At 71.8% G+C, this 20,094-nt stretch carries 20 protein-coding genes; 15 read left to right on the top strand and 5 right to left on the bottom strand.

Annotated features, from left to right (window positions below):
* Nucleotides 1–84 precede the first annotated feature (84 nt).
* The 4 genes from ABS735_RS29425 to ABS735_RS29410 all read left to right on the top strand — a co-directional run bounded on the left by ABS735_RS29425 (nucleotide 85) and on the right by ABS735_RS29410 (nucleotide 4,263).
* Nucleotides 85–1,083, top strand: a complete 999-nt coding sequence (locus ABS735_RS29425; RefSeq protein WP_373904478.1) for an ABC transporter permease — start codon at nucleotides 85–87, stop codon at nucleotides 1,081–1,083.
* On the top strand, nucleotides 1,080–2,177 hold the full coding sequence (locus tag ABS735_RS29420) for an ABC transporter ATP-binding protein (protein ID WP_373904477.1): 1,098 nt from the start codon (nucleotides 1,080–1,082) through the stop codon (nucleotides 2,175–2,177). The genes ABS735_RS29425 and ABS735_RS29420 overlap by 4 nt, the downstream gene beginning before the upstream one ends.
* A complete protein-coding gene (locus ABS735_RS29415; RefSeq protein WP_476755855.1) occupies nucleotides 2,174–3,523 on the top strand; it encodes an ABC transporter ATP-binding protein in 1,350 nt (449 codons plus the stop codon). Before ABS735_RS29420 ends, ABS735_RS29415 begins: the two co-directional genes overlap by 4 nt.
* A gap of 80 nt (nucleotides 3,524–3,603) precedes the next feature.
* Nucleotides 3,604–4,263 carry a trimeric intracellular cation channel family protein gene (locus ABS735_RS29410; protein WP_373904476.1) on the top strand — a complete coding sequence of 220 codons (660 nt, stop codon included), beginning with the start codon at nucleotides 3,604–3,606 and terminating at the stop codon, nucleotides 4,261–4,263.
* 9 nt (nucleotides 4,264–4,272) lie between these two features.
* Here the strand turns inward: ABS735_RS29410 and ABS735_RS29405 are convergent, their stop codons facing one another.
* Entirely contained in the window at nucleotides 4,273–5,475 is a 1,203-nt protein-coding gene (locus tag ABS735_RS29405; RefSeq protein ID WP_373904475.1) for an erythromycin esterase family protein, read from the bottom strand.
* Nucleotides 5,476–5,533: 58 nt separating this feature from the next.
* On the opposite strand from ABS735_RS29405, the gene ABS735_RS29400 reads away from it, so the two are divergent.
* Both ABS735_RS29400 and ABS735_RS29395 read left to right on the top strand, forming a co-directional pair.
* A complete protein-coding gene (locus ABS735_RS29400) occupies nucleotides 5,534–6,277 on the top strand; it encodes a TioE family transcriptional regulator (RefSeq protein ID WP_373904474.1) in 744 nt (247 codons plus the stop codon).
* Between the two features lie 25 nt (nucleotides 6,278–6,302).
* Nucleotides 6,303–7,163, top strand: a complete 861-nt coding sequence (locus tag ABS735_RS29395; RefSeq protein ID WP_373904473.1) for a thioesterase family protein — start codon at nucleotides 6,303–6,305, stop codon at nucleotides 7,161–7,163.
* Between the two features lie 61 nt (nucleotides 7,164–7,224).
* Here the strand turns inward: ABS735_RS29395 and ABS735_RS29390 are convergent, their stop codons facing one another.
* A complete protein-coding gene (locus ABS735_RS29390; protein ID WP_373904472.1) occupies nucleotides 7,225–7,851 on the bottom strand; it encodes a TetR family transcriptional regulator in 627 nt (208 codons plus the stop codon).
* A gap of 126 nt (nucleotides 7,852–7,977) precedes the next feature.
* Between ABS735_RS29390 and ABS735_RS29385 the strand changes: the two genes are divergently transcribed.
* The 3 genes from ABS735_RS29385 (at nucleotide 7,978) to ABS735_RS29375 (ending at nucleotide 9,772) form a co-directional block, all read left to right on the top strand.
* Complete coding sequence (locus tag ABS735_RS29385; RefSeq protein ID WP_373904471.1) at nucleotides 7,978–8,145, top strand: hypothetical protein; 168 nt, start codon at nucleotides 7,978–7,980, stop codon at nucleotides 8,143–8,145.
* A gap of 63 nt (nucleotides 8,146–8,208) precedes the next feature.
* The gene (locus ABS735_RS29380; RefSeq protein ID WP_373904470.1) at nucleotides 8,209–8,511 is read left to right on the top strand and encodes a DUF4190 domain-containing protein; all 303 of its coding nucleotides are present in this window, start codon (nucleotides 8,209–8,211) and stop codon (nucleotides 8,509–8,511) included.
* A gap of 91 nt (nucleotides 8,512–8,602) precedes the next feature.
* Nucleotides 8,603–9,772: a cysteine desulfurase family protein gene (locus tag ABS735_RS29375; protein ID WP_373904469.1), complete on the top strand. Its 1,170-nt coding sequence runs from the start codon at nucleotides 8,603–8,605 to the stop codon at nucleotides 9,770–9,772.
* Between the two features lie 3 nt (nucleotides 9,773–9,775).
* Here the strand turns inward: ABS735_RS29375 and ABS735_RS29370 are convergent, their stop codons facing one another.
* Nucleotides 9,776–10,489 (bottom strand): N-acetylmuramoyl-L-alanine amidase, encoded by a 714-nt coding sequence (locus ABS735_RS29370; RefSeq protein ID WP_373904468.1) that lies wholly within the window; start codon nucleotides 10,487–10,489, stop codon nucleotides 9,776–9,778.
* A 60-nt stretch (nucleotides 10,490–10,549) separates the two neighbouring features.
* Between ABS735_RS29370 and mnmA the strand changes: the two genes are divergently transcribed.
* On the top strand, nucleotides 10,550–11,680 hold the full coding sequence (gene mnmA, locus ABS735_RS29365) for a tRNA 2-thiouridine(34) synthase MnmA (protein WP_373904467.1): 1,131 nt from the start codon (nucleotides 10,550–10,552) through the stop codon (nucleotides 11,678–11,680).
* A 43-nt stretch (nucleotides 11,681–11,723) separates the two neighbouring features.
* On the opposite strand, the gene ABS735_RS29360 is transcribed toward mnmA, so the two are convergent.
* Nucleotides 11,724–12,503 carry an alpha/beta fold hydrolase gene (locus ABS735_RS29360; protein WP_373904466.1) on the bottom strand — a complete coding sequence of 260 codons (780 nt, stop codon included), beginning with the start codon at nucleotides 12,501–12,503 and terminating at the stop codon, nucleotides 11,724–11,726.
* Nucleotides 12,504–12,540: 37 nt separating this feature from the next.
* Nucleotides 12,541–12,846, bottom strand: a complete 306-nt coding sequence (locus ABS735_RS29355) for a DUF427 domain-containing protein (protein WP_373904516.1) — start codon at nucleotides 12,844–12,846, stop codon at nucleotides 12,541–12,543.
* A 184-nt stretch (nucleotides 12,847–13,030) separates the two neighbouring features.
* Here ABS735_RS29355 and ABS735_RS29350 point away from each other — a divergent pair, with 184 nt between their 5' ends.
* The 5 genes from ABS735_RS29350 (at nucleotide 13,031) to rmdB (ending at nucleotide 20,091) form a co-directional block, all read left to right on the top strand.
* Nucleotides 13,031–13,570, top strand: a complete 540-nt coding sequence (locus tag ABS735_RS29350; protein ID WP_373904465.1) for an LOG family protein — start codon at nucleotides 13,031–13,033, stop codon at nucleotides 13,568–13,570.
* A gap of 27 nt (nucleotides 13,571–13,597) precedes the next feature.
* A complete protein-coding gene (locus ABS735_RS29345) occupies nucleotides 13,598–14,287 on the top strand; it encodes an SDR family oxidoreductase (RefSeq protein WP_373904464.1) in 690 nt (229 codons plus the stop codon).
* 100 nt (nucleotides 14,288–14,387) lie between these two features.
* Nucleotides 14,388–15,383: a methionine synthase gene (locus ABS735_RS29340; RefSeq protein WP_373904463.1), complete on the top strand. Its 996-nt coding sequence runs from the start codon at nucleotides 14,388–14,390 to the stop codon at nucleotides 15,381–15,383.
* Nucleotides 15,384–15,398: 15 nt separating this feature from the next.
* Nucleotides 15,399–17,606 (top strand): NAD-dependent DNA ligase LigA, encoded by a 2,208-nt coding sequence (gene ligA, locus ABS735_RS29335; RefSeq protein ID WP_373904462.1) that lies wholly within the window; start codon nucleotides 15,399–15,401, stop codon nucleotides 17,604–17,606.
* 256 nt (nucleotides 17,607–17,862) lie between these two features.
* A complete protein-coding gene (gene rmdB / locus ABS735_RS29330; RefSeq protein ID WP_373904461.1) occupies nucleotides 17,863–20,091 on the top strand; it encodes a cyclic Di-GMP phosphodiesterase RmdB in 2,229 nt (742 codons plus the stop codon).
* The last annotated feature ends 3 nt before the right edge of the window (nucleotides 20,092–20,094 follow it).

The following is a 20,094-nucleotide window of genomic DNA, read 5'->3' as shown; positions in this document are numbered from 1 at the left end:
AAAGGCAGGTGAAGGCCGGCGCGGCGTGACCGCGGGCCGTCGGACGACCTCCGGCGGCCCGCGGGACGCAGCGGGCCGCAACCCGTGCTCGCTTACCTCATCAGGCGGCTGTTCGCCGCCGCAGTGATGCTCGTGGTCATCATCCTGGTGGTCTTCTGCATCTTCTTCCTCGTCCCCAAGTGGGCCGGGGTCGACATCGCCCTGAACTTCGTCGGCAAGCAGGCGGACCCCGCCGCCGTCGAGGGTGTGCGGGAGAAGCTGGGTCTGGGCGACCCGGTGCTCGTGCAGGCCTGGGAGTTCTTCAAGGGAATCTTCGCGGGCCGTACCTACGCGGCCGGCGGCGACGTGACCCACTGCGCCGCGCCCTGCTTCGGTTACTCCTTCAAGACCGAGCAGTCCGTGTGGCCGGTGCTGACCGAGCGTTTCCCGGTGACCCTGGCTCTCGCGCTCGGTGCCGCCGTGCTGTGGCTGATCTTCGGCGTGGCCGCCGGTGTGCTCTCCGCCCTCAAGCGCGGCACCCTGTGGGACCGCAGCGCGATGGTCGTCGCCCTGGCGGGTGTCTCCCTCCCCATCTACTTCACCGGTCTGCTCAGCCTGGCGATCTTCTCCTACGGACTGGGCTGGATCGACGGTGAGTTCGTACCGCTCGAGGAGAGCTTCAGCGGATGGTTCGGCGGCATGATCCTGCCCTGGATCACGCTGGCCTTCCTGTACGCCGCGATGTACGCCCGGATCACCCGCGCCACCATGCTGGAGATCCTCGGCGAGGACTACATCCGCACCGCGCGGGCCAAGGGCCTCAAGGAACAGGTCGTCATCAGCAAGCACGCGATGCGGTCGACCCTGACCCCCCTGCTCACCATGCTCGGCATGGACCTCGGCGCCCTGATGGGCGGCGCGGTCCTGACCGAGACCACGTTCAGCCTCCCCGGCCTCGGCCAGAAGGTGCTGGACGCGATCAAGAACCACGACCTGCCCTTCATCCTGGGCGTCGTCCTGATCACTTCTCTCGCGGTGCTGATCGCCAACCTCGTGGTGGACATCCTGTACGCCGTGATCGACCCCCGAGTGAGGCTCGCATGACCGAACTGAGCAAGAGCGGGGCAGCGGTGGGCGAGCCCACCGGCGCCTCGCCCGCGCCGACCGCCTTCCTGGAAGTACGCGACCTCAAGGTCCACTTCCCGACCGACGACGGTCTGGTCAAGTCCGTCGACGGGCTCTCCTTCCAGCTGGAGAAGGGCAAGACCCTCGGCATCGTGGGCGAGTCCGGCTCCGGCAAGTCGGTGACCTCGCTCGGCATCATGGGCCTGCACACCGCCGGCCAGTACGGCAAGCGCAAGGCGCGGATATCCGGCGAGATCTGGCTGGACGGCACCGAGCTGCTGTCCGCCGACCCCGACCACGTGCGCAAGCTGCGCGGCCGCGAGATGGCGATGATCTTCCAGGATCCGCTGTCCGCGCTGCACCCGTACTACACGATCGGCCAGCAGATCGTGGAGGCGTACCGCATCCACCACAAGGTGGACAAGAAGACCGCCAAGCGCCGCGCGGTGGAGATGCTCGACCGGGTCGGCATCCCGCAGCCGGACAAGCGGGTGGACAGCTACCCGCACGAGTTCTCCGGAGGTATGCGCCAGCGCGCGATGATCGCGATGTCGCTGGTCAACAACCCCGAGCTGCTCATCGCGGACGAGCCGACCACCGCCCTGGACGTCACCGTCCAGGCGCAGATCCTCGACCTCATCCGGGACCTGCAGAAGGAGTTCGGCTCCGCGGTCATCGTCATCACCCACGACCTGGGCGTCGTCGCCGAGCTGGCCGACGACCTCCTGGTGATGTACGGCGGCCGGTGCGTCGAGCGCGGTCCGGCGGAGAAGGTGTTCTACGAACCCCGCCACCCCTACACCTGGGGCCTGCTCGGCTCGATGCCGCGGCTCGACCGCGACCAGCAGGAACGCCTCATCCCGGTCAAGGGCTCGCCGCCCTCCCTCATCAACCTCCCGTCCGGCTGCGCCTTCAACCCGCGCTGCCCGTACGCCGACGTGCCCAAGGACGACGTCACCCGCACGGTCCGCCCCGAGCTGACCGAGGTCGGCAGCAAGCACTGGGCCGCCTGCCACATGTCGCAGGAGCAGCGGGAGCGTATCTGGACCGAAGAGATTGCGCCGAAGCTGTGAGTGACGAAGCCAAGGACGAAGCGGTGGGCATCCCCGCGCAGAGCGACGGCACCGAGGGCAAGTCCGCCGGGACCGCCACCCTCACCAAGGGTGCCGCCCCCGGCGAGACCCTGCTGAAGGTCACCGGGCTGCAGAAGCACTTCCCGATCAAGAAGGGCCTGCTGCAGCGCCAGGTCGGCGCGGTCCGCGCCGTCGACGGCATCGACTTCGAGGTCAGGTCCGGCGAAACGCTGGGCGTCGTGGGCGAGTCCGGCTGCGGCAAGTCGACCATGGGCCGGCTGATCACCCGGCTCCTGGAGCCGACCGCGGGCAAGGTCGAGTTCCAGGGCAAGGACATCACCCACCTCGGGGTCGGCGGCATGCGTCCGCTGCGCCGCGACGTGCAGATGATCTTCCAGGACCCGTACTCCTCGCTGAACCCGCGCCACACCATCGGCACGATCGTCAGCGCCCCCTTCAAGCTCCAGGGCGTCCAGCCCGAGGGCGGGGTCAAGAAGGAGGTCCAGCGGCTGCTGTCGGTGGTCGGTCTCAACCCCGAGCACTACAACCGCTATCCGCACGAGTTCTCCGGCGGCCAGCGCCAGCGCATCGGCATCGCCCGCGCGCTCGCGCTCAACCCGAAGCTGGTCGTGGCCGACGAGCCGGTCTCCGCGCTCGACGTGTCGATCCAGGCCCAGGTCGTCAACCTGCTCGACGACCTCCAGCAGGAGCTGGGCCTGACGTACGTGATCATCGCGCACGACCTGTCCGTCGTCCGGCACGTCTCGGACCGCATCGCGGTGATGTACCTCGGCAAGATCATGGAGCTGGCCGACCGCGACCTGCTCTACAAGTCGCCGATGCACCCGTACACCAAGGCGCTGATGTCGGCCGTCCCGATCCCGGACCCGGCCCGCAAGTCGGCCAAGAGCGAGCGCATCCTGCTCAAGGGCGACGTGCCCTCGCCGATCGCCCCGCCGACCGGCTGCCGCTTCCACACCCGGTGCTGGAAGGCGACGCAGATCTGCACCACCACCGAGCCGCCGCTCAAGGAGCTGCGGCCGGGCCAGCAGGTGGCCTGCCACCATCCGGAGAACTTCGAGGACCAGGCACCGCAGGACGTCGTCCTGCTCACCGCGGCCAAGGAGGCGGCGGAGCTGGTGTCGGAGGAGGCGCTGGCCGAGTCGGCGGCGACCTCGGCGGCGGTGGCCGCGGAGGTCGAGGCGTCGGAGAGCACCGAGGGTGCGGAGACCACCGAGGGTGCCGAGACCGTCGAGGGTGCGGAGAGCGCCGAGGGCGCGGAGACCGTCGAGGGTGCGGAGAGCGCCGAGAGCGGCGACGAGGAGCCTCCCGCCAAGGAGAAGTGACCTCACTCACCCGCGCCCTACCAGTGAGCCCCTGCCTTCGTTTGTAAGGCAGGGGCTCACTGGCAGGTAAGAATGGAAGGGTGTACGAGCAACTCTTCAGCCCCACCGTCCAGCACACGCTCGACCTGGTCGGCATCTTCGTCTTCGCCATCTCCGGCGCGCTGCTGGCCGTACGCAAGAACTTCGACGTCTTCGGCATCGCCGTCCTCGCCGAGGTCACCGCGCTGGGCGGCGGACTGTTCCGGGACCTGGTGATCGGCGCGGTGCCGCCCGCCGCCTTCACCGACCTCGGATACTTCCTCACCCCGCTGCTCGCGACGCTGCTGGTCTTCTTCCTCCACCCCCACGTGGAGCGCCTCCAGACCGGCGTGAACATCTTCGACGCGGCGGGCCTCGGCCTGTTCTGCGTCGCCGGCACCACCAAGGCGTACGACTACGGTCTCGGCCTGACCGCCTCGGCGTGCCTCGGCCTGACCACCGCCGTGGGTGGCGGCGTCCTGCGCGACGTGCTCGCCAACGAGGTGCCCTCGCTGCTGCGCTGGGACCGCGACCTGTACGCCGTACCGGCGATCGTCGGCTCCACGATGGTCGCCCTGTGCATCCGCTACGAGACGCTCACCCCCTTCACCAGCGGACTCGCGGTCGTCACGGCCTTCGTCCTGCGGCTGCTCGCCCTGCGCTACCACTGGCGGGCGCCGCGCGCCTGGAACCGCAGGTCGACGGTGGTCGAGGGGGACTGAGCCGAACGGCTACGGGCGCGGCATGTCCTTGACGAAGACGACGCCGTCGACGGTGTCCAGGTGGCCGGGGTCGAGCGGGGCGTAGCCGAACCAGGGGGAGACCCGGGGCGCCGGCCGCGGGTCGCCGAGGGCGTCGGCCAGGAGCGCGGGGTCGACGACGCAGGGGTTCTCGGGCAGCGCGTAGAGGAGCCCCTCGACGGTGCCCGGCGGCGGGGTGTCCACCCCCTGATGCCGGATCGTGCCGAGAGCCGTCGCCACGAAGGCGTACTCCCTGCCGAGCCGGGCGCTGACGAGGGCACCGGCGCTCCACCACTCCAGTCGCCCCTGCCACATCCGCATCGAGCTCTGCTCGCGCTGGAGGTGGGAGTTGTGGGCGTGGACGAGCGTCGGCCCCCGGTCGGCGAGCGCGAGGAGGTTGTCCGCCATCATCCGGTCCCGCACGCCCAGCATCCGGGTCATGCGGGCCGGGGAGGCCTCGGCCATCCAGTAGTGGTACGTCAGCAGTCCGGTGGCGGTACGCCCGTGCAGGCGCGCCCGCTCCCAGTCGTCCCGTGAGGAGGAGGCGAGCAGGTGCGGCGTCTGCTCGGCCAGCAGGGACACCAGGTCGGCGGCGAGCGTCCGCAGCTCCCCGGCCTCGGCCGACCGCCCCACGGACCGCGCCGGGTCCGTCATCGCCTCGGGCTCGGTCCACCGGTCGTCGGCGCCGAGCAGGCGGTCCAGTGTCTTCGGGGTGCAGGGGAGCAGGGCCGGGTCCACCGCGGCCGACAGGTAGTCGTGGAGCGCGGTGAGGGCCTGCCGGGGGCTCGCGGCGCCGGTGATCTCCAGCGGGCCGTCGAAACCGGCGAAGCGGATCCGCTCGTGCGCGGGCCGGTCCTCGTTGTACGCGCGCATCCAGCGGACCAGCTCCCGGTTGGGCGCGCTGGGGCCCCAGGGATGGCTGAACCCGCCCTCCACGACCTCGTCGAGACTGCCGGTGCCCCGTGTGACGTAGTCGTCCACGACCAACCCCCTCAGGCAGTCGCTCTCGATCGCGATCGTCCGGTAGCCGTGCTGCTGGACGAGTTGCCGCAAGACGGCGTTGCGCACGTCGAGGAGAGCGTCCTCACCGTGGGTGGGCTCGCCCAGGGCGAGCAGCCGGGGCCGGGTCGGCAGCAGCCGCATCACCGCGGCGGCGTCCAGGGGGCGGGCGATGTTCTGGATGCGTTCAGCCATGGCTTCAACGGTATCGTTGAACCATCGGTTGAAACTTTGCTGCGGAGACATGGGGTTCATGGCCGGCAAGCTTCAAAGTCACGGAAAGCTCAGGCCGGTCGACCTGGCCCGCGCGCACGGTCTGTCGGCGCAGGCGGTCAGGAACTACGAGGCGGCCGGCATCCTCCCGGCCGCCGCCCGGACGGCCAGTGGGTACCGCGCTTACACCACGCTGCACGCCCAGGCCCTGGACGCCTTCCTCGCCCTGGTGGCGGGCCACGGGCACGGGACGGCGGCCGCGGTGCTGCGGGGCGTGAACGAGGGGGCGGTGGACGAGGCGCTCCGGCTGATCGACGAGAGTCACGCGCAGTTGCTCGACGACCGGCGGACGCTGCAGGCGGTGGAGGACGCGCTGCGGGATCTGGCCCCCGAGGCCGCGGGGGAGGTGCCGGGGACGGCGGGCGGGTTCATCGGAGCGCTCGCCGGGGAGCTGGGCATCCGGCCCGCGACCCTGCGCAAGTGGGAGCGCGCAGGCCTGGTGCGCCCACGTCGCGACCCGGTGACCGGATACCGCCGCTACGACGAGGCGGACGTACGGGATGCCCGCCTCGCGCACCAGCTCAGGAGAGGCGGCTATCCGCTGGAGCGGATCGCGTCCGTCATCGCCCAGGTGCGGTCGGCCGGGGGACTGGAGTCGCTGGAGCCCGCCCTGCGCGAGTGGCGCGACCGTGTGTCCGCCCGTGGCCGGGCGATGGTGACCGGGGCGGCGGAGCTGGAGACGTATCTGCGCGCTCGGGAGCGGAAACAGAAAGCTACCGCTTAGTAGTTTCCTGTTGTACCGTGCAGTCATGCCAGAAGCAGCCTCCGCAGCGGCCACACGGGCCACCATCGGCGACAGCGAGTTCGACCGCGACACCGCCGTCACCCGACGCGCCCCCGGCGTCTACGACATCGACCTGTCGGCCGGCTGGACGATCATCAACGCCGTCAACGGCGGCTACCTGCTGGCCGTCCTCGGCCGGGCCCTCGGCGACGCGCTCCCGCACCCCGACCCTTTCACCGTCTCGGCGCACTACCTCACCGCCTCCCGGCCCGGTCCGGCGGTCGTGCGCACCGAGACCGTCCGTACGGGCCGCACCCTCTCCACCGGCCAGGCCTCCCTCTTCCAGTACGACGACGAGGGCGACGAGGTCGAGCGCATCCGCGTCCTCGCCTCCTACGGCGACCTCGACACGCTGCCCGACGACGTCCGCACCTCGGCGAAGCCGCCCGCGATCCCGCCGGCGGAGCAGTGCTTCGGCCCGGAGGACGGCCCCGCCCCCGTCGACGGCAGCTCGGCCATCGCCGACCGGCTGATGCTCAAGCTGGACCCCGCCACCCTGGGCTGGGCGCTGGGGCAGCCCTCGGGACGGGGCGAGATGCGGGCCTGGTTCGGCCTCGCCGACGGCCGCGACGCCGACCCGCTCTCGCTGCTCCTCGCGGTGGACGCGCTGCCGCCGACCGCCTTCGAGCTGGGGCTCAAGGGCTGGGTGCCGACGGTCGAGCTGACCGCGCACGTGCGCTGCCGTCCGGCACCGGGCCCGCTGCGGGTCTCCATCACCACCCGCAACCTCGCCGGCGGCTTCCTGGAGGAGGACGCCGAGGTCTGGGACAGCGCCGACCGGCTGGTCGCCCAGTCCCGTCAACTGGCCCGGGTCCGGCTCGGCTGAACCGGCCGTACGTCCTTCCGGCCGCCGGTGCGGAGCCCTGCCCGCCCGGCGTCCGCTGTCGTCAGTCCATCCAGTGCCTGCGGCCGATGCTGATCAGCCGCAGTTGCCGGGCCGCCGTCTCCGCGGCCGCCCGGCGCTCCTCCTCGGGGGCCTCCAGCGTCTCCAGGAACAGGGAGGCCGTGATCAGCATCTGGTCGACGTAGAGGCCCGCGAGCATCCGCAGGTCGGCGTCGCTCCAGCCCGCCGCCGACGCGTCCTGGGCCAGTCCCGCCTTCACCTCCTCGGCGAACCGCGCCAGTTGCTCCCGTATGGCCTGACGCACCGGCTGTACGCCGCCGTGCCGCTCCCGCGCGATGAAGCGGACGTGGGCCGGGTGCGCGGCCACATGACCGGCGATCAACTCGACCGCGCGGGCGATGCGTTCGTCGTCGTCCTCGGCCGGTGACATCGTGGTCCGGATCATCGGGTGCAGGCTGCCCAGCGCCTCCTCGACCAGTGCCACGCCGAGATCCGCCGTGGAGCGGAAGTGCCGGTAGAAGGCGGTCGGGGCGACGCCCACGGCGCGGGTGACCTCGCGCAGCCCCAGGCTGCTCAGACTCTGCTCCTCCAGCAGGCCGAGCGCCGCGTCCAGGAGCGCCTGCCGGGTCTTCTGCTTCTGTGCCTGCCGAACGCCGGAGGTGTGACTCATGCCATGCAGTTAACAACTGTTCTCTGGAATTGAAAAGTCGTACGGCGCGCTAGACTGGAAGTCAGTGAACAACTGTAACCACAACCGTTCACCGAAGTGTCCGCGCAAGATTGGGGGATCCGCTCCATGCTGTTTCTCGTCGTCGCACTTCTGCTCCTCGGTGTGGTCCTGGGCGCCGTCGTCCACGCACCGCTCACCTTCTCCGTCGCGGCCGGCCTGGTCATCGCCGTCTGGCTCGGCGTCTTCGCGCTCCGCGAGCGGCACGGCCGCCGACGGAGCACCTCCGCCCACTGACGCACGTCCACCGACGCACGTCCACCGACGCACGGTCCACCGACGCACGGCAGGGAGAACGCCATGCAGCTCACCGCACCGGCCAACCGCACCACCGACGCCGACCGCACCACCCGAGCCACCCGTCGTACGGGCATCCACGACACCGACGGCATGGCCGTCGCCTCCTTCGTCCTCGGCCTGCTCGGGCTGCTCGTCCTCAACGTCTTCCTGGGCCCGATCGCCATCGCCCTCGCGAGCGTCGCCCTGTGGCGCGGCACCGCCCGTCGCGGCCGGGCCCTCCTCGGTCTCGGCCTGGGCGTCGCCGACCTGCTGGTCCTGGTGGCGTTCATGTCCGCGGACAACACGATGTCGTGGAGCCTGTGAGCCCACCGCACCGTCTCGTCCGGGCCGCCGCGCGACGAGGCCAGCCTTGGTCCGAGGCCGGGCGGAACCGCCCCGTAGAATCGGCCGCACCATGGCTTACCTCGACCACGCCGCGACGACCCCGATGCTTCCCGAGGCAGTCGAGGCACTCACCGCGCACCTGAGCGTCACCGGCAACGCCTCTTCCCTCCACGCGTCCGGCCGCCGGGCGCGGCGCACCGTCGAGGAGGCCCGCGAGGCCCTCGCCGAGTCGCTCGGCGCCCGCCCCAGCGAAGTGGTCCTCACCTCCGGCGGCACCGAGGCCGACAACCTCGCCGTCAAGGGCCTGTACTGGGCCCGCCGCGACGCCGACCCGGCCCGCACCCGGGTCCTGGCCAGTCCCGTCGAGCACCACGCGGTCCTCGACGCCGTGCACTGGCTCGGCGAGCACGAGGGCGCCACCGTGGAGTACCTGCCGGTGGACGCCCACGGCCGGGTCCACCCCGAGACACTGCGCGAGGCCATCGCCCGCGAACCCGGCGACGTCGCCCTCGCCACCGTCATGTGGGCCAACAACGAGATCGGCACGATCATGCCGGTGAGGGAACTCGCCGACGTGGCCGCCGAGTTCGACGTGCCGCTGCACGCCGACGCGGTCCAGGCCTTCGGTCAGCTCCCGGTCGACTTCGCCGCCTCCGGGCTCGCCGCCATGACCGTTTCCGGCCACAAGATCGGCGGCCCCTACGGCATCGGCGCACTGCTGCTGGGCCGGGAGTACACCCCGGTACCCGTCCTGCACGGCGGCGGACAGGAACGCCACGTGCGCTCCGGCACCCTCGACGTCCCCGCCGTCGCCTCCTTCGCGGTCGCCGGCCGTCTCGCCGCCGAGCAGCGCGAGTGGTTCGCCCGTGAGGTCGGCGCCCTGCGCGACGACCTGGTCGACGCCGTCCGCGCGGCGGTCCCGGACGCGATCCTCGGCGGCGATCCGGCACCTCAGGGGCGCCTTCCCGCCAACGCCCACTTCACCTTCCCGGGATGCGAGGGCGACTCCCTCCTCCTCCTGCTCGACGCCCAGGGCATCGAGTGCTCCACCGGCTCCGCCTGCACCGCGGGCGTCGCCCAGCCCAGCCACGTCCTGCTGGCCACCGGAACCGACCCCGACCTGGCCCGCGGCACCCTGCGCTTCTCCCTCGGCCACACCTCGACCGCGGCCGACGTGGAGGCGCTCGCCAAGGCGATCGGCCCCGCGGTGGAACGCGCCAGGGCGGCCGGACTGTCGTAGGGCTCAGGCCTTGGTCGGCGGCTTCGACGGGCCGCTCGTCGCCGCCCGCCGCACCAGCTTCAGATACCGGTCCCAGTCCCAGTGCGGCCCCGGATCGGTGTGGTCGGTGCCCGGCACCTCCACGTGGCCGAGGATGTGCTTGCGGTCCACGGGTATGTCGTACCGCGCGCAGATCCCCGCCGTCAGCCGCGCGGAGGCGGCGTACATCGCGTCGGTGAAGTCCTGCGGGCGGTCCACGAAGCCCTCGTGCTCGATGCCGACACTGCGTTCGTTGTAGTCGCGGTTGCCCGCGTGGTAGGCCACGTCCAGCTCGCGGATCATCTGGGTGACCCGCCCGTCCTGCCCCACGATGTAGTGCGCGGCCGCCTTGTGCCCCGGGTCCTGGAAGGCCCGCACCGCGCTGTCGAAACTGCCCTGGGTGACATGGACGATCACCATGTCGATGCCGAAGTCGTCCGGCCGGTCCGCCCGCCGCCAGTTCGCGTCCGACGCCGCCACCCAGCGCGCGCCCGCGTAGTCGACCACGCCCTCCTCGCGGGGCCGCTCGACGCCCGGCATCCGCCACCACAGCCGGGACAGCTCGTCGCGGGCCAGCACACCGGTGCCCACGGCCGCCGCCGCACCGCCGACGATCAGCGCCCGCCGGCCGATGCGCCGGTCGCCGTCGGCGGACCCGCCGCTCGTGGACCCGCCCGTGGAACCCTGCTTCGCCCCCATACGATCTTCAACGCATACTCGCGCGCTCCGGTTCCCGCCTCCCCGTACTCTGGAGGGGTTATGACTGAGACCCCGCAGCGCACCCGTCCCCTCCGCGTCCTCGCCGCCATGTCGGGCGGAGTCGACTCCGCCGTCGCCGCCGCCCGCGCGGCCGAGGCGGGGCACGACGTGACCGGCGTCCACCTGGCGCTCTCCGCCAACCCGCAGTCCTTCCGCACGGGCGCCCGGGGCTGTTGCACCATCGAGGACTCACGGGACGCCCGCCGCGCCGCCGACGTCATCGGCATCCCGTTCTACGTGTGGGACCTCGCCGACCGCTTCCGGGAGGACGTGGTCGAGGACTTCGTCGCCGAGTACGAGGCCGGCCGCACCCCGAACCCGTGCCTGCGCTGCAACGAGAAGATCAAGTTCGCGGCGCTCCTCGACAAGGCCCTCGCGCTGGGCTTCGACGCCGTCTGCACCGGCCACTACGCCCAGGTGATCCTGCGCGAGGACGGCACCCGAGAGCTGCACCGCGCCTCCGACATGGCCAAGGACCAGAGTTACGTCCTCGGTGTGCTCGACGACCGGCAGCTCGCCCACGCGATGTTCCCGCTCGGCGACACGGTCACGACCAAGGACGAGATCCGCGCGGAGGCCGAGCGCAGGGGCCTGGCGGTGGCCAAGAAGCCCGACTCGCACGACATCTGCTTCATCGCCGACGGCGACACCCAGGGCTTCCTCGCCGACCGGCTCGGCAAGGCCGAGGGCGACATCGTCGACGAGGCCGGCAACCGGCTCGGCACCCACGAGGGCGCCTACGGCTACACCATCGGCCAGCGCAAGGGCCTCAGGATCGGCACCCCGGCCCCCGACGGCAAGCCGCGCTACGTCCTGGACATCTCCCCGGTGAACAACACCGTGACGGTCGGCCCGGCCGAGGCACTCGACGTCGACGCCCTGTGCGCGATCAAGCCCCGCTGGTGCGGCGCCGCCCCCACCGGCCCCGGCACCTACACCGCCCAGCTGCGCGCCCACGGCGGCGAGACCGAGGTACGGGCCGAACTGGTCGACGGCACCCTGGAGGTGACCTTCACCGAGCCGGTCCGCGGCGTCGCCCCCGGCCAGGCGATCGTGCTGTACGACGGCACCCGCGTGGTGGGCTCGGCGACCATCGCGTCCACCTCGCGCGCGACGGCCGGCGCGGCCTGATCCGTCCGCCGGGCAGCCCGGCGGCGCCCTCGTGGTCGCCGGCTCACCCGGCGAGGAACTCCGCCAGCACCGGCGCCAGGACGCCCGGCTCCACCATGTGGGTCTGCCCGTCCACGGTGCCGTACCTGCCGTCGGGGGCCGCCTGAGCGACCGCGCGGGCGGCCTCGTGCCACCACGCGTCGCTCGCGCCGCCCGCGAGGACCAGGAGGGGAGCGGTGATCGAGGCGATCGCGGACGTGGGCACCCGGCCGTCGCCCATCACGGTGTCGTCGTACGCCAGACTCGGCGCCACCGACTCCATCCCGGCCCACATGGGGGACTGCCGGGCGCCCCGGATCATGTCCTCGCCCAGCCCGGTGCGGCGCAGGAACAGCTCCACGGCGTCCCCGCGCCGGTCCTGCCCGAGTGCCTCGGCCAGCCGCTCGGTGTACTCGGCCGCGGCCCGCGTGGCGGCGTCGTCCATGGCGTACGGCACCTCGTACACGGCGGCCCGGCGCACCGGCAGACCGCTCGCCGCCGCCCGGAGCACCAGCGCGCCGCCCGACGACATGCCGTACAGCGAGGCCTCGCCGCCCACCACCTCGACCAGTGCCGCCAGGTCATCGATCTCGCGTTCCACCGCGTAGGGCGCCGTGTCGCCGCTCTCGCCGCGCCCCCGGCGGTCGTACACGGTGACGTCGAAACGGCCCGACAGCTCGGCGGCCAGCGGCGCCATCGTGGCGCCGGTCGACATCGCGCCGCTGACGAGCACGACCGCCGGACCCTGCCCGGAGCGTTCGTAGGCGATGGGCGTGCCGTCACGCGAAACAGTCTTCTTCTCCATGCCTGTGCAGACTGCCCTACAGCACGCGAATCATCGCTCAGGACACCTCGACCTCGTAGAAGCAGAAGTGGTCCTTGATCTCCGCGACCTCCGGCTTCGGATCCGGGTACGCCCAGACCAGGTCCGCCGCGCCGGGCAGCGACCAGTAGGACGCGTCCCCCTTGAAGGGGCAGTGCGTGTGGGTGTCGGACGGGGCCAGGAGGTCGAGGCGTACGTCCCGGGGCGGGATGTAGTAGCGCTCGGGCAGGCCCGTCTCCCGCAGCACCAGCGCCTCGTCGCTCTCCGCCAGCACCTGCTCGCCGTGCACCACGCGCACGTGGCGGCCGCTCGGCTCGACGGTGATGCGGTGTCCCTTGAGTCCCTTGAGTCCCTTGAGTCCCTTGAGTCCCGTTAGTCCCTTGAGTCTGTTGAGTGCCTTGAGTCCTTTGGTCACGATCGTCCTCCTGGGCTCGGTGGCCGGCTCTCCTGGGGACAGCACGACCGGAAGCCCGGTTCTTCCCGCCCGCGCGGGAACGTACCGTTGATCCATGAACATCTGCGTCTTCCTCTCCGCCGCCGACCTCGACGAGCGCTACACGGGCCCCGCCAAGGAGTTCGCCGAACTGCTCGGCAAGGGCGGTCACACCCTCGTCTGGGGCGGCTCGGACGTCGGCCTGATGAAGGTGGTCGCCGACGGCGTGCAGGAGTCGGGAGGACGGCTGCTCGGGGTCTCGGTGGACTTCCTGGCGGCCAAGGCGCGCGAGGGCGCCGACGAGATGGTGATCGCCCCGGACCTGGCCGAGCGCAAGCGGCTGCTGCTGGAGAAGGCCGACGCCGTGGTCATCATGGTGGGCGGCACCGGCACGCTCGACGAGGCCACCGAGATCCTGGAGCTGAAGAAGCACGGGCACACCGACAAGCCGGTCGTCCTGCTCAACACCGCGGGCTTCTACGACGGCCTCAGGGAGCAGTTCCGCCGCATGGAGGACGAGGGCTTCCTGCCCCGACCCCTCACCGAGCTGGTCTTCTTCGCCGAGGAGCCGGTCGGCGCGCTCGCCTACCTGGAGGAGAGCCAGGGCATCGAGTGAGGTGCCGGTGGTGCGAGCATGGCGGGCATGGCTACACATGTGATCACCGGAGCGGGCTCCGGCATCGGCGCGGCCGTCGCCCGCCGCCTGCACGAACGCGGCGACGAGATCGTGCTGCACGCGCGCGACGCGGGCCGCGCGAAGGAACTCGCCGCCGCGCTCCCCGGCGCGAAGACGCTGGTCGGCGACCTTTCCGACCCGGGCAAGCTGTCCTGGGCCCTCTCCCACCAGACGCTGCCCGACCGGGTGGACTCGCTGCTGCACATCGCCGGGGTCGTCGACCTCGGTCCGGTCGGTGACCTCACCCCGAAGACCTGGATCAACCAGCTGAACGTCAACCTGGTCGCCCCGGCCGAGCTGACCCGCCTCCTGCTGCCCCAGCTCCGCGTCGCCCAGGGACAGGTGCTCTTCGTCAACTCCGGTTCCGGACTGAACGCCCACGCCGGCTGGGCCGCGTACGGCGCCTCCAAGCACGGCCTGAAGGCCCTCGCCGACGCCCTGCGCCAGGAGGAGCACGCGAACGGCGTCCGCGTCACCTCGGTCTACCCCGGCCGCACCGCCAGCCCGATGCAGGCCAAGGTCCACCAGCAGGAGGGCAAGGAGTACGACCCGGCGAAGTGGATCGACCCCGAGTCCGTCGCCACCACGATCCTGATGGCCCTGGACCTCCCGAGGGACGCGGAGGTCAACGACCTGACGGTGCGCCCGGGACGGTGAGCGCCTTCTTGAGGGTCTGGGGGCGCGACCCCCAGGGACGAGGACGGGAAGGGGCGGCGGGGGCGAAATCCAGCCCCGCGTCCCTGCGTACGCTTGCCCCGTGAACGACAACTTCGCCCCCGCCACCGGCATCGGCAGCCTCCCGGGCCAGGACGCCCGAGAGGCCGCCAAAACCGCCACCGGCACCTTCGAGGACTTCCCCTTCCTCCCCGAGCTGCCCGCCCGCGGCCCCGGCGCCGACATGATCGGCCGCACCGCCGGCATGCTCGTCGAGCTGTACGCGCGCGTGGAGCCCAGCGGCTGGCGGCTCGGCGACCGGCCGGGGCGGGACACCAAGCGGGCCCGGGCCTGGCTCGGGGAGGACCTCGATGCGCTGGAGGAGTTCACCCAGGGCTACGAGGGCCCGCTCAAGGTCCAGGCCGTCGGCCCCTGGACCCTCGCCGCCGCCCTGGAACTGCGAGGCGGCGAGGCGGTCCTCTCCGACCCCGGCGCCTGCCGCGATCTCGCCGCCTCGCTCGCCGAGGGCCTGCGCCTGCACCTGGCCGAAGTACAGCGCCGCGTGCCGGGCGCCCGCATCGTCCTCCAGCTCGACGAACCGTCCCTCACCGCCGTCCTGCGCGGCCAGGTGCGCAGCGCCAGCGGCTACCGCACCCACCGCGCCGTCGACCGCCAAGTCGTGGAGGCCACCCTCCGCGAGGTCGCCGGGGTGCACGACGGCGGCCCCGTCGTGGTCCACTCCTGCGCACCGGACGTGCCGTTCGCCCTGCTGCGCCGGGCGGGTGTCGCGGGCGTCTCCTTCGACTTCGCACTTCTCACCGAGCGTGACGACGACGCGATCGGCGAGGCCGTCGAGGGCGGCACCCGGCTGTTCGCCGGTGTCGTGCCGGGCACGGACACCGCATTGTCAGACCCTGCCGGTAGCGTCATGGGTGTCAGAACGCTGTGGCGCAGGCTGGGGCTGCGCCCGGAGCTGCTCGCGGAGGCGGTCACCGTCACTCCCGCGTGCGGACTCGCGGGCGCCTCCCCGGAGTACGCCCGGCGCGCGCTCGCCCACTGCGTCCGGGCGGCAAGATCCCTCGCGGACAACCCAGAGTAACGGGAGGACCATACGGTGGCCGGCGACAAGCAGGGCGACAAGCAGGTGGAGACGACCAGCGTGCCCGCCGAGGCGCGGGAGCGGCACATGCGGCTCGCCGAGCAGATCGAGGAGCACCGGTTCCGGTACTACGTGAACGACGCCCCCGTGGTCAGCGACGCGGAGTTCGACCGGCTGCTGCGCACCCTGGAGGAGCTGGAGGAGCGGTATCCGGAGCTGCGCACCCCCGAGTCCCCGACCCAGAAGGTCGCCGGTTCCTACGCGACCGAGTTCACGGCCGTGGAGCACCCCACGCGGATGCTCTCCCTGGACAACACCTTCAACGACGACGAGCTGGCCGCCTGGTTCGAGCGCATCGCCCGGGAGCTGGGCGAGCAGGAGTACCACTTCCTGTGCGAGCTGAAGGTCGACGGACTCGCCGTCAACCTCACCTACGAGCGCGGCCGCCTCGTCCGCGCCGCCACCCGCGGCGACGGCCGCACCGGCGAGGACATCACGCCCAACGTGCGCACCATCGCCGAGATCCCCGAGCGCCTTGCGGGCGACAAGGTGCCCGACCTCGTGGAGATCCGGGGCGAGGTCTACTTCCCGATGGAGAAGTTCCAGGAGCTCAACGCCCGGCTGAACGAGGCCGGTGACAAGCCCTTCGCCAACGCGCGCAACGCGGCGGCCGGTTCGCTGCGCCAGAAGGACCCGCGCGTCACCGCCTCCCGCCCGCTGCACATGGTGGTCCACGGCATCGGCACCCTGGAGGGCTACGCGGGCATGACCCGCCTCTCCCAGGCGTACGACCTGCTGAAGACCTGGGGTCTGCCCACCTCCCCGCACAACAGGGTGGTCGACGGCCTGGACGGCGTACGGGACTTCATCGCGTACTACGGCGAGAACAGGCACTCCGTCGCGCACGAGATCGACGGTGTCGTCGTCAAGCTCGACGAGATCCGCCTCCAGGGCCGGCTCGGCTCCACGGCCCGCGCGCCCCGCTGGGCCATCGCCTACAAGTACGCGCCGGAGGAGGTCAACACCAGGCTCGTCGACATCAAGGTGGGCGTCGGACGCACCGGCCGTGTCACGCCGTACGCGCAGGTCGAGCCGGTCACGGTGGCCGGCAGCGAGGTGGAGTTCGCCACGCTGCACAACCAGGAGGTCGTCAAGGCCAAGGGCGTGCTCATCGGCGACACCGTGGTGCTGCGCAAGGCCGGTGACGTCATCCCGGAGATCCTCGGGCCGGTCGCCGACCTCAGGGACGGCAGCGAGCGGGAGTTCGTGATGCCGGCCGAGTGCCCCGAGTGCGGGACGCCGCTGAAGGCGATGAAGGAGGGCGACATCGATCTGCGGTGTCCCAACGCCCGCGCCTGTCCTGCCCAGTTGCGCGAGCGCGTCGCTTACCTCGCCGGCCGGGAGTGCCTGGACATCGAGCACTTCGGCGGGGTCGTGGCGGCCGCGCTGACCGGGCCGCTGGAGCCGTCCGAGCCCCCGCTGGTGGACGAGGGTGACCTCTTCGACCTCACCGTCGAGAAGCTGCTGCCCATCAAGGCGTACGTCCTCGACCCGGACAGCGGGCTGCCCAAGCGTGACCCCAAGACCGGCGAGGAGAAGATCGCCACGGTCTTCGCCAACAAGGAGGGCGAGCCGAAGAAGAACACCCTCGCGCTGCTGCAGCACATCGAGGAGGCCAAGACCCGCCCGCTGGCCCGCTTCATCAACGGTCTGTCCATCCGGTACGTGGGGCCGGTCGCCGCCCAGGCCCTCGCCCGCGAGTTCCGCTCCATCGACCGCATCGAGCAGGCCACCGAGGAGGAGTTGGCGCGCCCGGACGGGGTGGGCGACATCATCGCCGCCGCCGTCAAGGAGTGGTTCGCCGTGGACTGGCACCGGGAGATCGTCCGCAAGTGGAAGGCGGCCGGGGTTCCGCTGGAGGACCGGTCGACGGGGGAGGACGAAGGCCCGCGCCCGCTCGAAGGACTCACCGTCGTCGTCACCGGCACCCTGGAGAACTTCACCCGGGACGGCGCCAAGGAGGCCCTCCAGAACAGGGGCGCCAAAGTGACCGGATCGGTGTCCAAGAAGACGTCGTTCGTCGTGGTCGGTGACAACCCCGGTTCGAAGTACGACAAGGCGATGCAACTGAAAGTGCCGGTTCTGAACGAGGACGGTTTCGGTGTACTCCTCGAACAAGGAGCCGAAGCGGCGGCGGGTGTCGCGCTTTCGGCTGAGGAATAGCGGTTGAAGGCCACCCGATCGGCGCATATCAGATGCATACGGGTGGCCGGGTGGCATTCGGGCAACCGTCGACGACCAGTGCCCCTGGAAGCCTTCCGCGGCCTACTGTTGAGGTGTGCGCCCGCCGTGCCCAGCTGCGGTCGGGGCACCCCCTGCCCCGAGTGACAGGGGAAGGGGTCTCCAACGCGGAGCCGTTGAAGGTGGTCGAGGCGGGGGCCGCGTGGCGTGGGCACCGCCGGCTGTGAGAGGGACGGGAATGGAACCGACCGAGAGCGCCGCCGCGGGCTCACGGCTGAGCCTGCGTCGCATGGCGGGCGCGTGGCACGTGAGCCGGTGGCTCGGGCAACGCGATGGTGGCGTCCCGCATCCCGCGACGGGCACCCGTGTGCCGCAGGCCGCCGGCCACATCCCCGGACACACCCACGGCCCGGCCGACCAGGACGCCGAACGGCACCTGTCCTGGCCCGCGTTGCCCGCGGCGATCGTCGCTACCGCCGCCTTCGTCCTGGGCGCCGGCTTCTACCGGGCCTTCAGCGACGGCCACGCCCTCTTCCCGTCCGGGACCGTCGGCTGGTCCCTGGCCGTGCTGGCCGGCATCGTCGTCGGCCACCTGGTCATGCTCGGCCGCTCCCGCTGGTGGGGCGGCACCGGCTCGGGCGCCGCCCTCACCCTCGCCGTCCTGCTGCTGTACGGCTGGATTCCGGCCGGCATGGTCAGCCTCACCGTCGTCGTCCTGGTCGGCATAGCCCGCCGGGGCCCCTGGCGGCAGGGCGTCCTGCACGGCGCGGTGGACATCCTCGGCATCGCCGCGGGCGCCCTGCTCCTCGGCGTCTGCGGCTCCGTACCGTCCGTCGAGCACCCCTGGGACCCCGACACCTGGGGCGTGTACGCGGCGCTCAAGGTGGCGCTCGTCGCCGTCGCCTACCTCGCCGTCACCCGCGCCCTGCTGTGGTACCTGCAGACCCCGCGCCCCGGGCTCCCCACCGTCGCCCGCACCGCCCTGGTCAGACAGGGCCTGGTCGCCGTCGCCCTGCTCGGCATCGCCCCGCTGGTCTGCGTCGTCGCCGTCGCCAAGCCGCTGCTGCTGCCGCTGTTCGCCATCCCGCTCATCGCCCTCGACTCCACGCTGTGGATCGCCCGCGCCCGCGCCGAGGAGCAGTTGCGCGACCCGCTCACCGGCCTGCCCAACCGGCAGTGGCTCCTGGAGCGCACCTGGACCGCACTGGACGACGCCGAGCGCATCGGCGCCCGCGCCGCCCTGATGCTGATCGACCTCGACCGTTTCCGGTCGGTCAACGACACACTCGGACACCTCGCCGGCGACCGGCTGCTGCTCCAGACCGCCGACCGGCTGCGGCAGGCCCTGCCGCGCGGGGCGGAGGCCGCGCGGCTCGGCGGTGACGAGTTCGCCGTCTTACTGCCCGTCGCCGACTCCACCACGTCGGCGACCCGGATCGCCCGGGGCCTGGTGGCCGAGCTCAGTTCACCGATGGACCTGGACGGGCTCACCCTGGTCCTGGAGGCCAGCGCCGGCGTCGCCGTCTTCCCCGACCACGCGCTGGACGCCGAGGGACTGCTGCGCCGCGCGGACGTCGCGATGTACCAGGCGAAGCGGGACCGCACCGGGGTGGAGGTCTACGAGTCCAAGCGGGACTCCAACACACCGGACCGGCTCGGCCTCCTCGGCGACCTGCGCCGGGCCCTGGACGCCCACGAAGTCGAGCTGCACTACCAGCCCAAGGTCCGCTTCGACGGACAGGTGGCGGGCCTGGAGGCCCTGGTGCGCTGGGTGCACCCCGAGCGCGGCAAGGTGCCGCCGGACGAGTTCATAGCGATCGCCGAGTCCTCCGGGCTGATGCCGCACCTCACCGAGTACGTGCTGGAGACGGCGCTCGGACAGGTCGCCCGGTGGCGATCCCAGGGCCTGTTCGTGCCGGTCGCGGTCAACGTCTCCCCGCGCGACGTGCACACCCCCGGGTTCGCGGGCTCGGTGGCGGCCCGGCTCGCCCGGCACGGCGTTCCCGCGGGAGCGCTCCAACTGGAGATCACGGAGCACGTCCTCCTGGAGGACCCGCAGCGCGCGGCCGACACCCTCAACGCGCTGACCGGGCACGGCGTCAAGATGTCCCTCGACGACTTCGGCACCGGGTACTCCTCCCTCGTCCACCTGCGCAGGCTCCCCGTCAGCGAGCTGAAGATCGACCGCTCGTTCGTGGCCCGGCTGGCCATCGACAACGAGGACGCCGAGATCGTGCGCTGCACCGTCGACCTCGCCCACTCCCTCGGACTGCTCGTCGTCGCCGAGGGCGTGGAGGACGACGAGACCTGGGAGCGCCTGCGCGACCTGGGCTGCGACGCCGTACAGGGCTGGCTGGTCGCGGCCGCGATGCCGCCGGAGGAGACCACGGCCTGGCTGCTCGCCCGGGGTTCCAGGGGCTGGGTGCGGGCCGCCGCCGCACTGCCCGCGGCGGCGTCCGACGAGTGACTC

The sequence above is a fragment of the Streptomyces sp. MMCC 100 genome (genome assembly GCF_041538145.2).
Taxonomy (GTDB): domain Bacteria; phylum Actinomycetota; class Actinomycetes; order Streptomycetales; family Streptomycetaceae; genus Streptomyces.
This window is presented reverse-complemented; position numbering and strand designations above follow the sequence as displayed.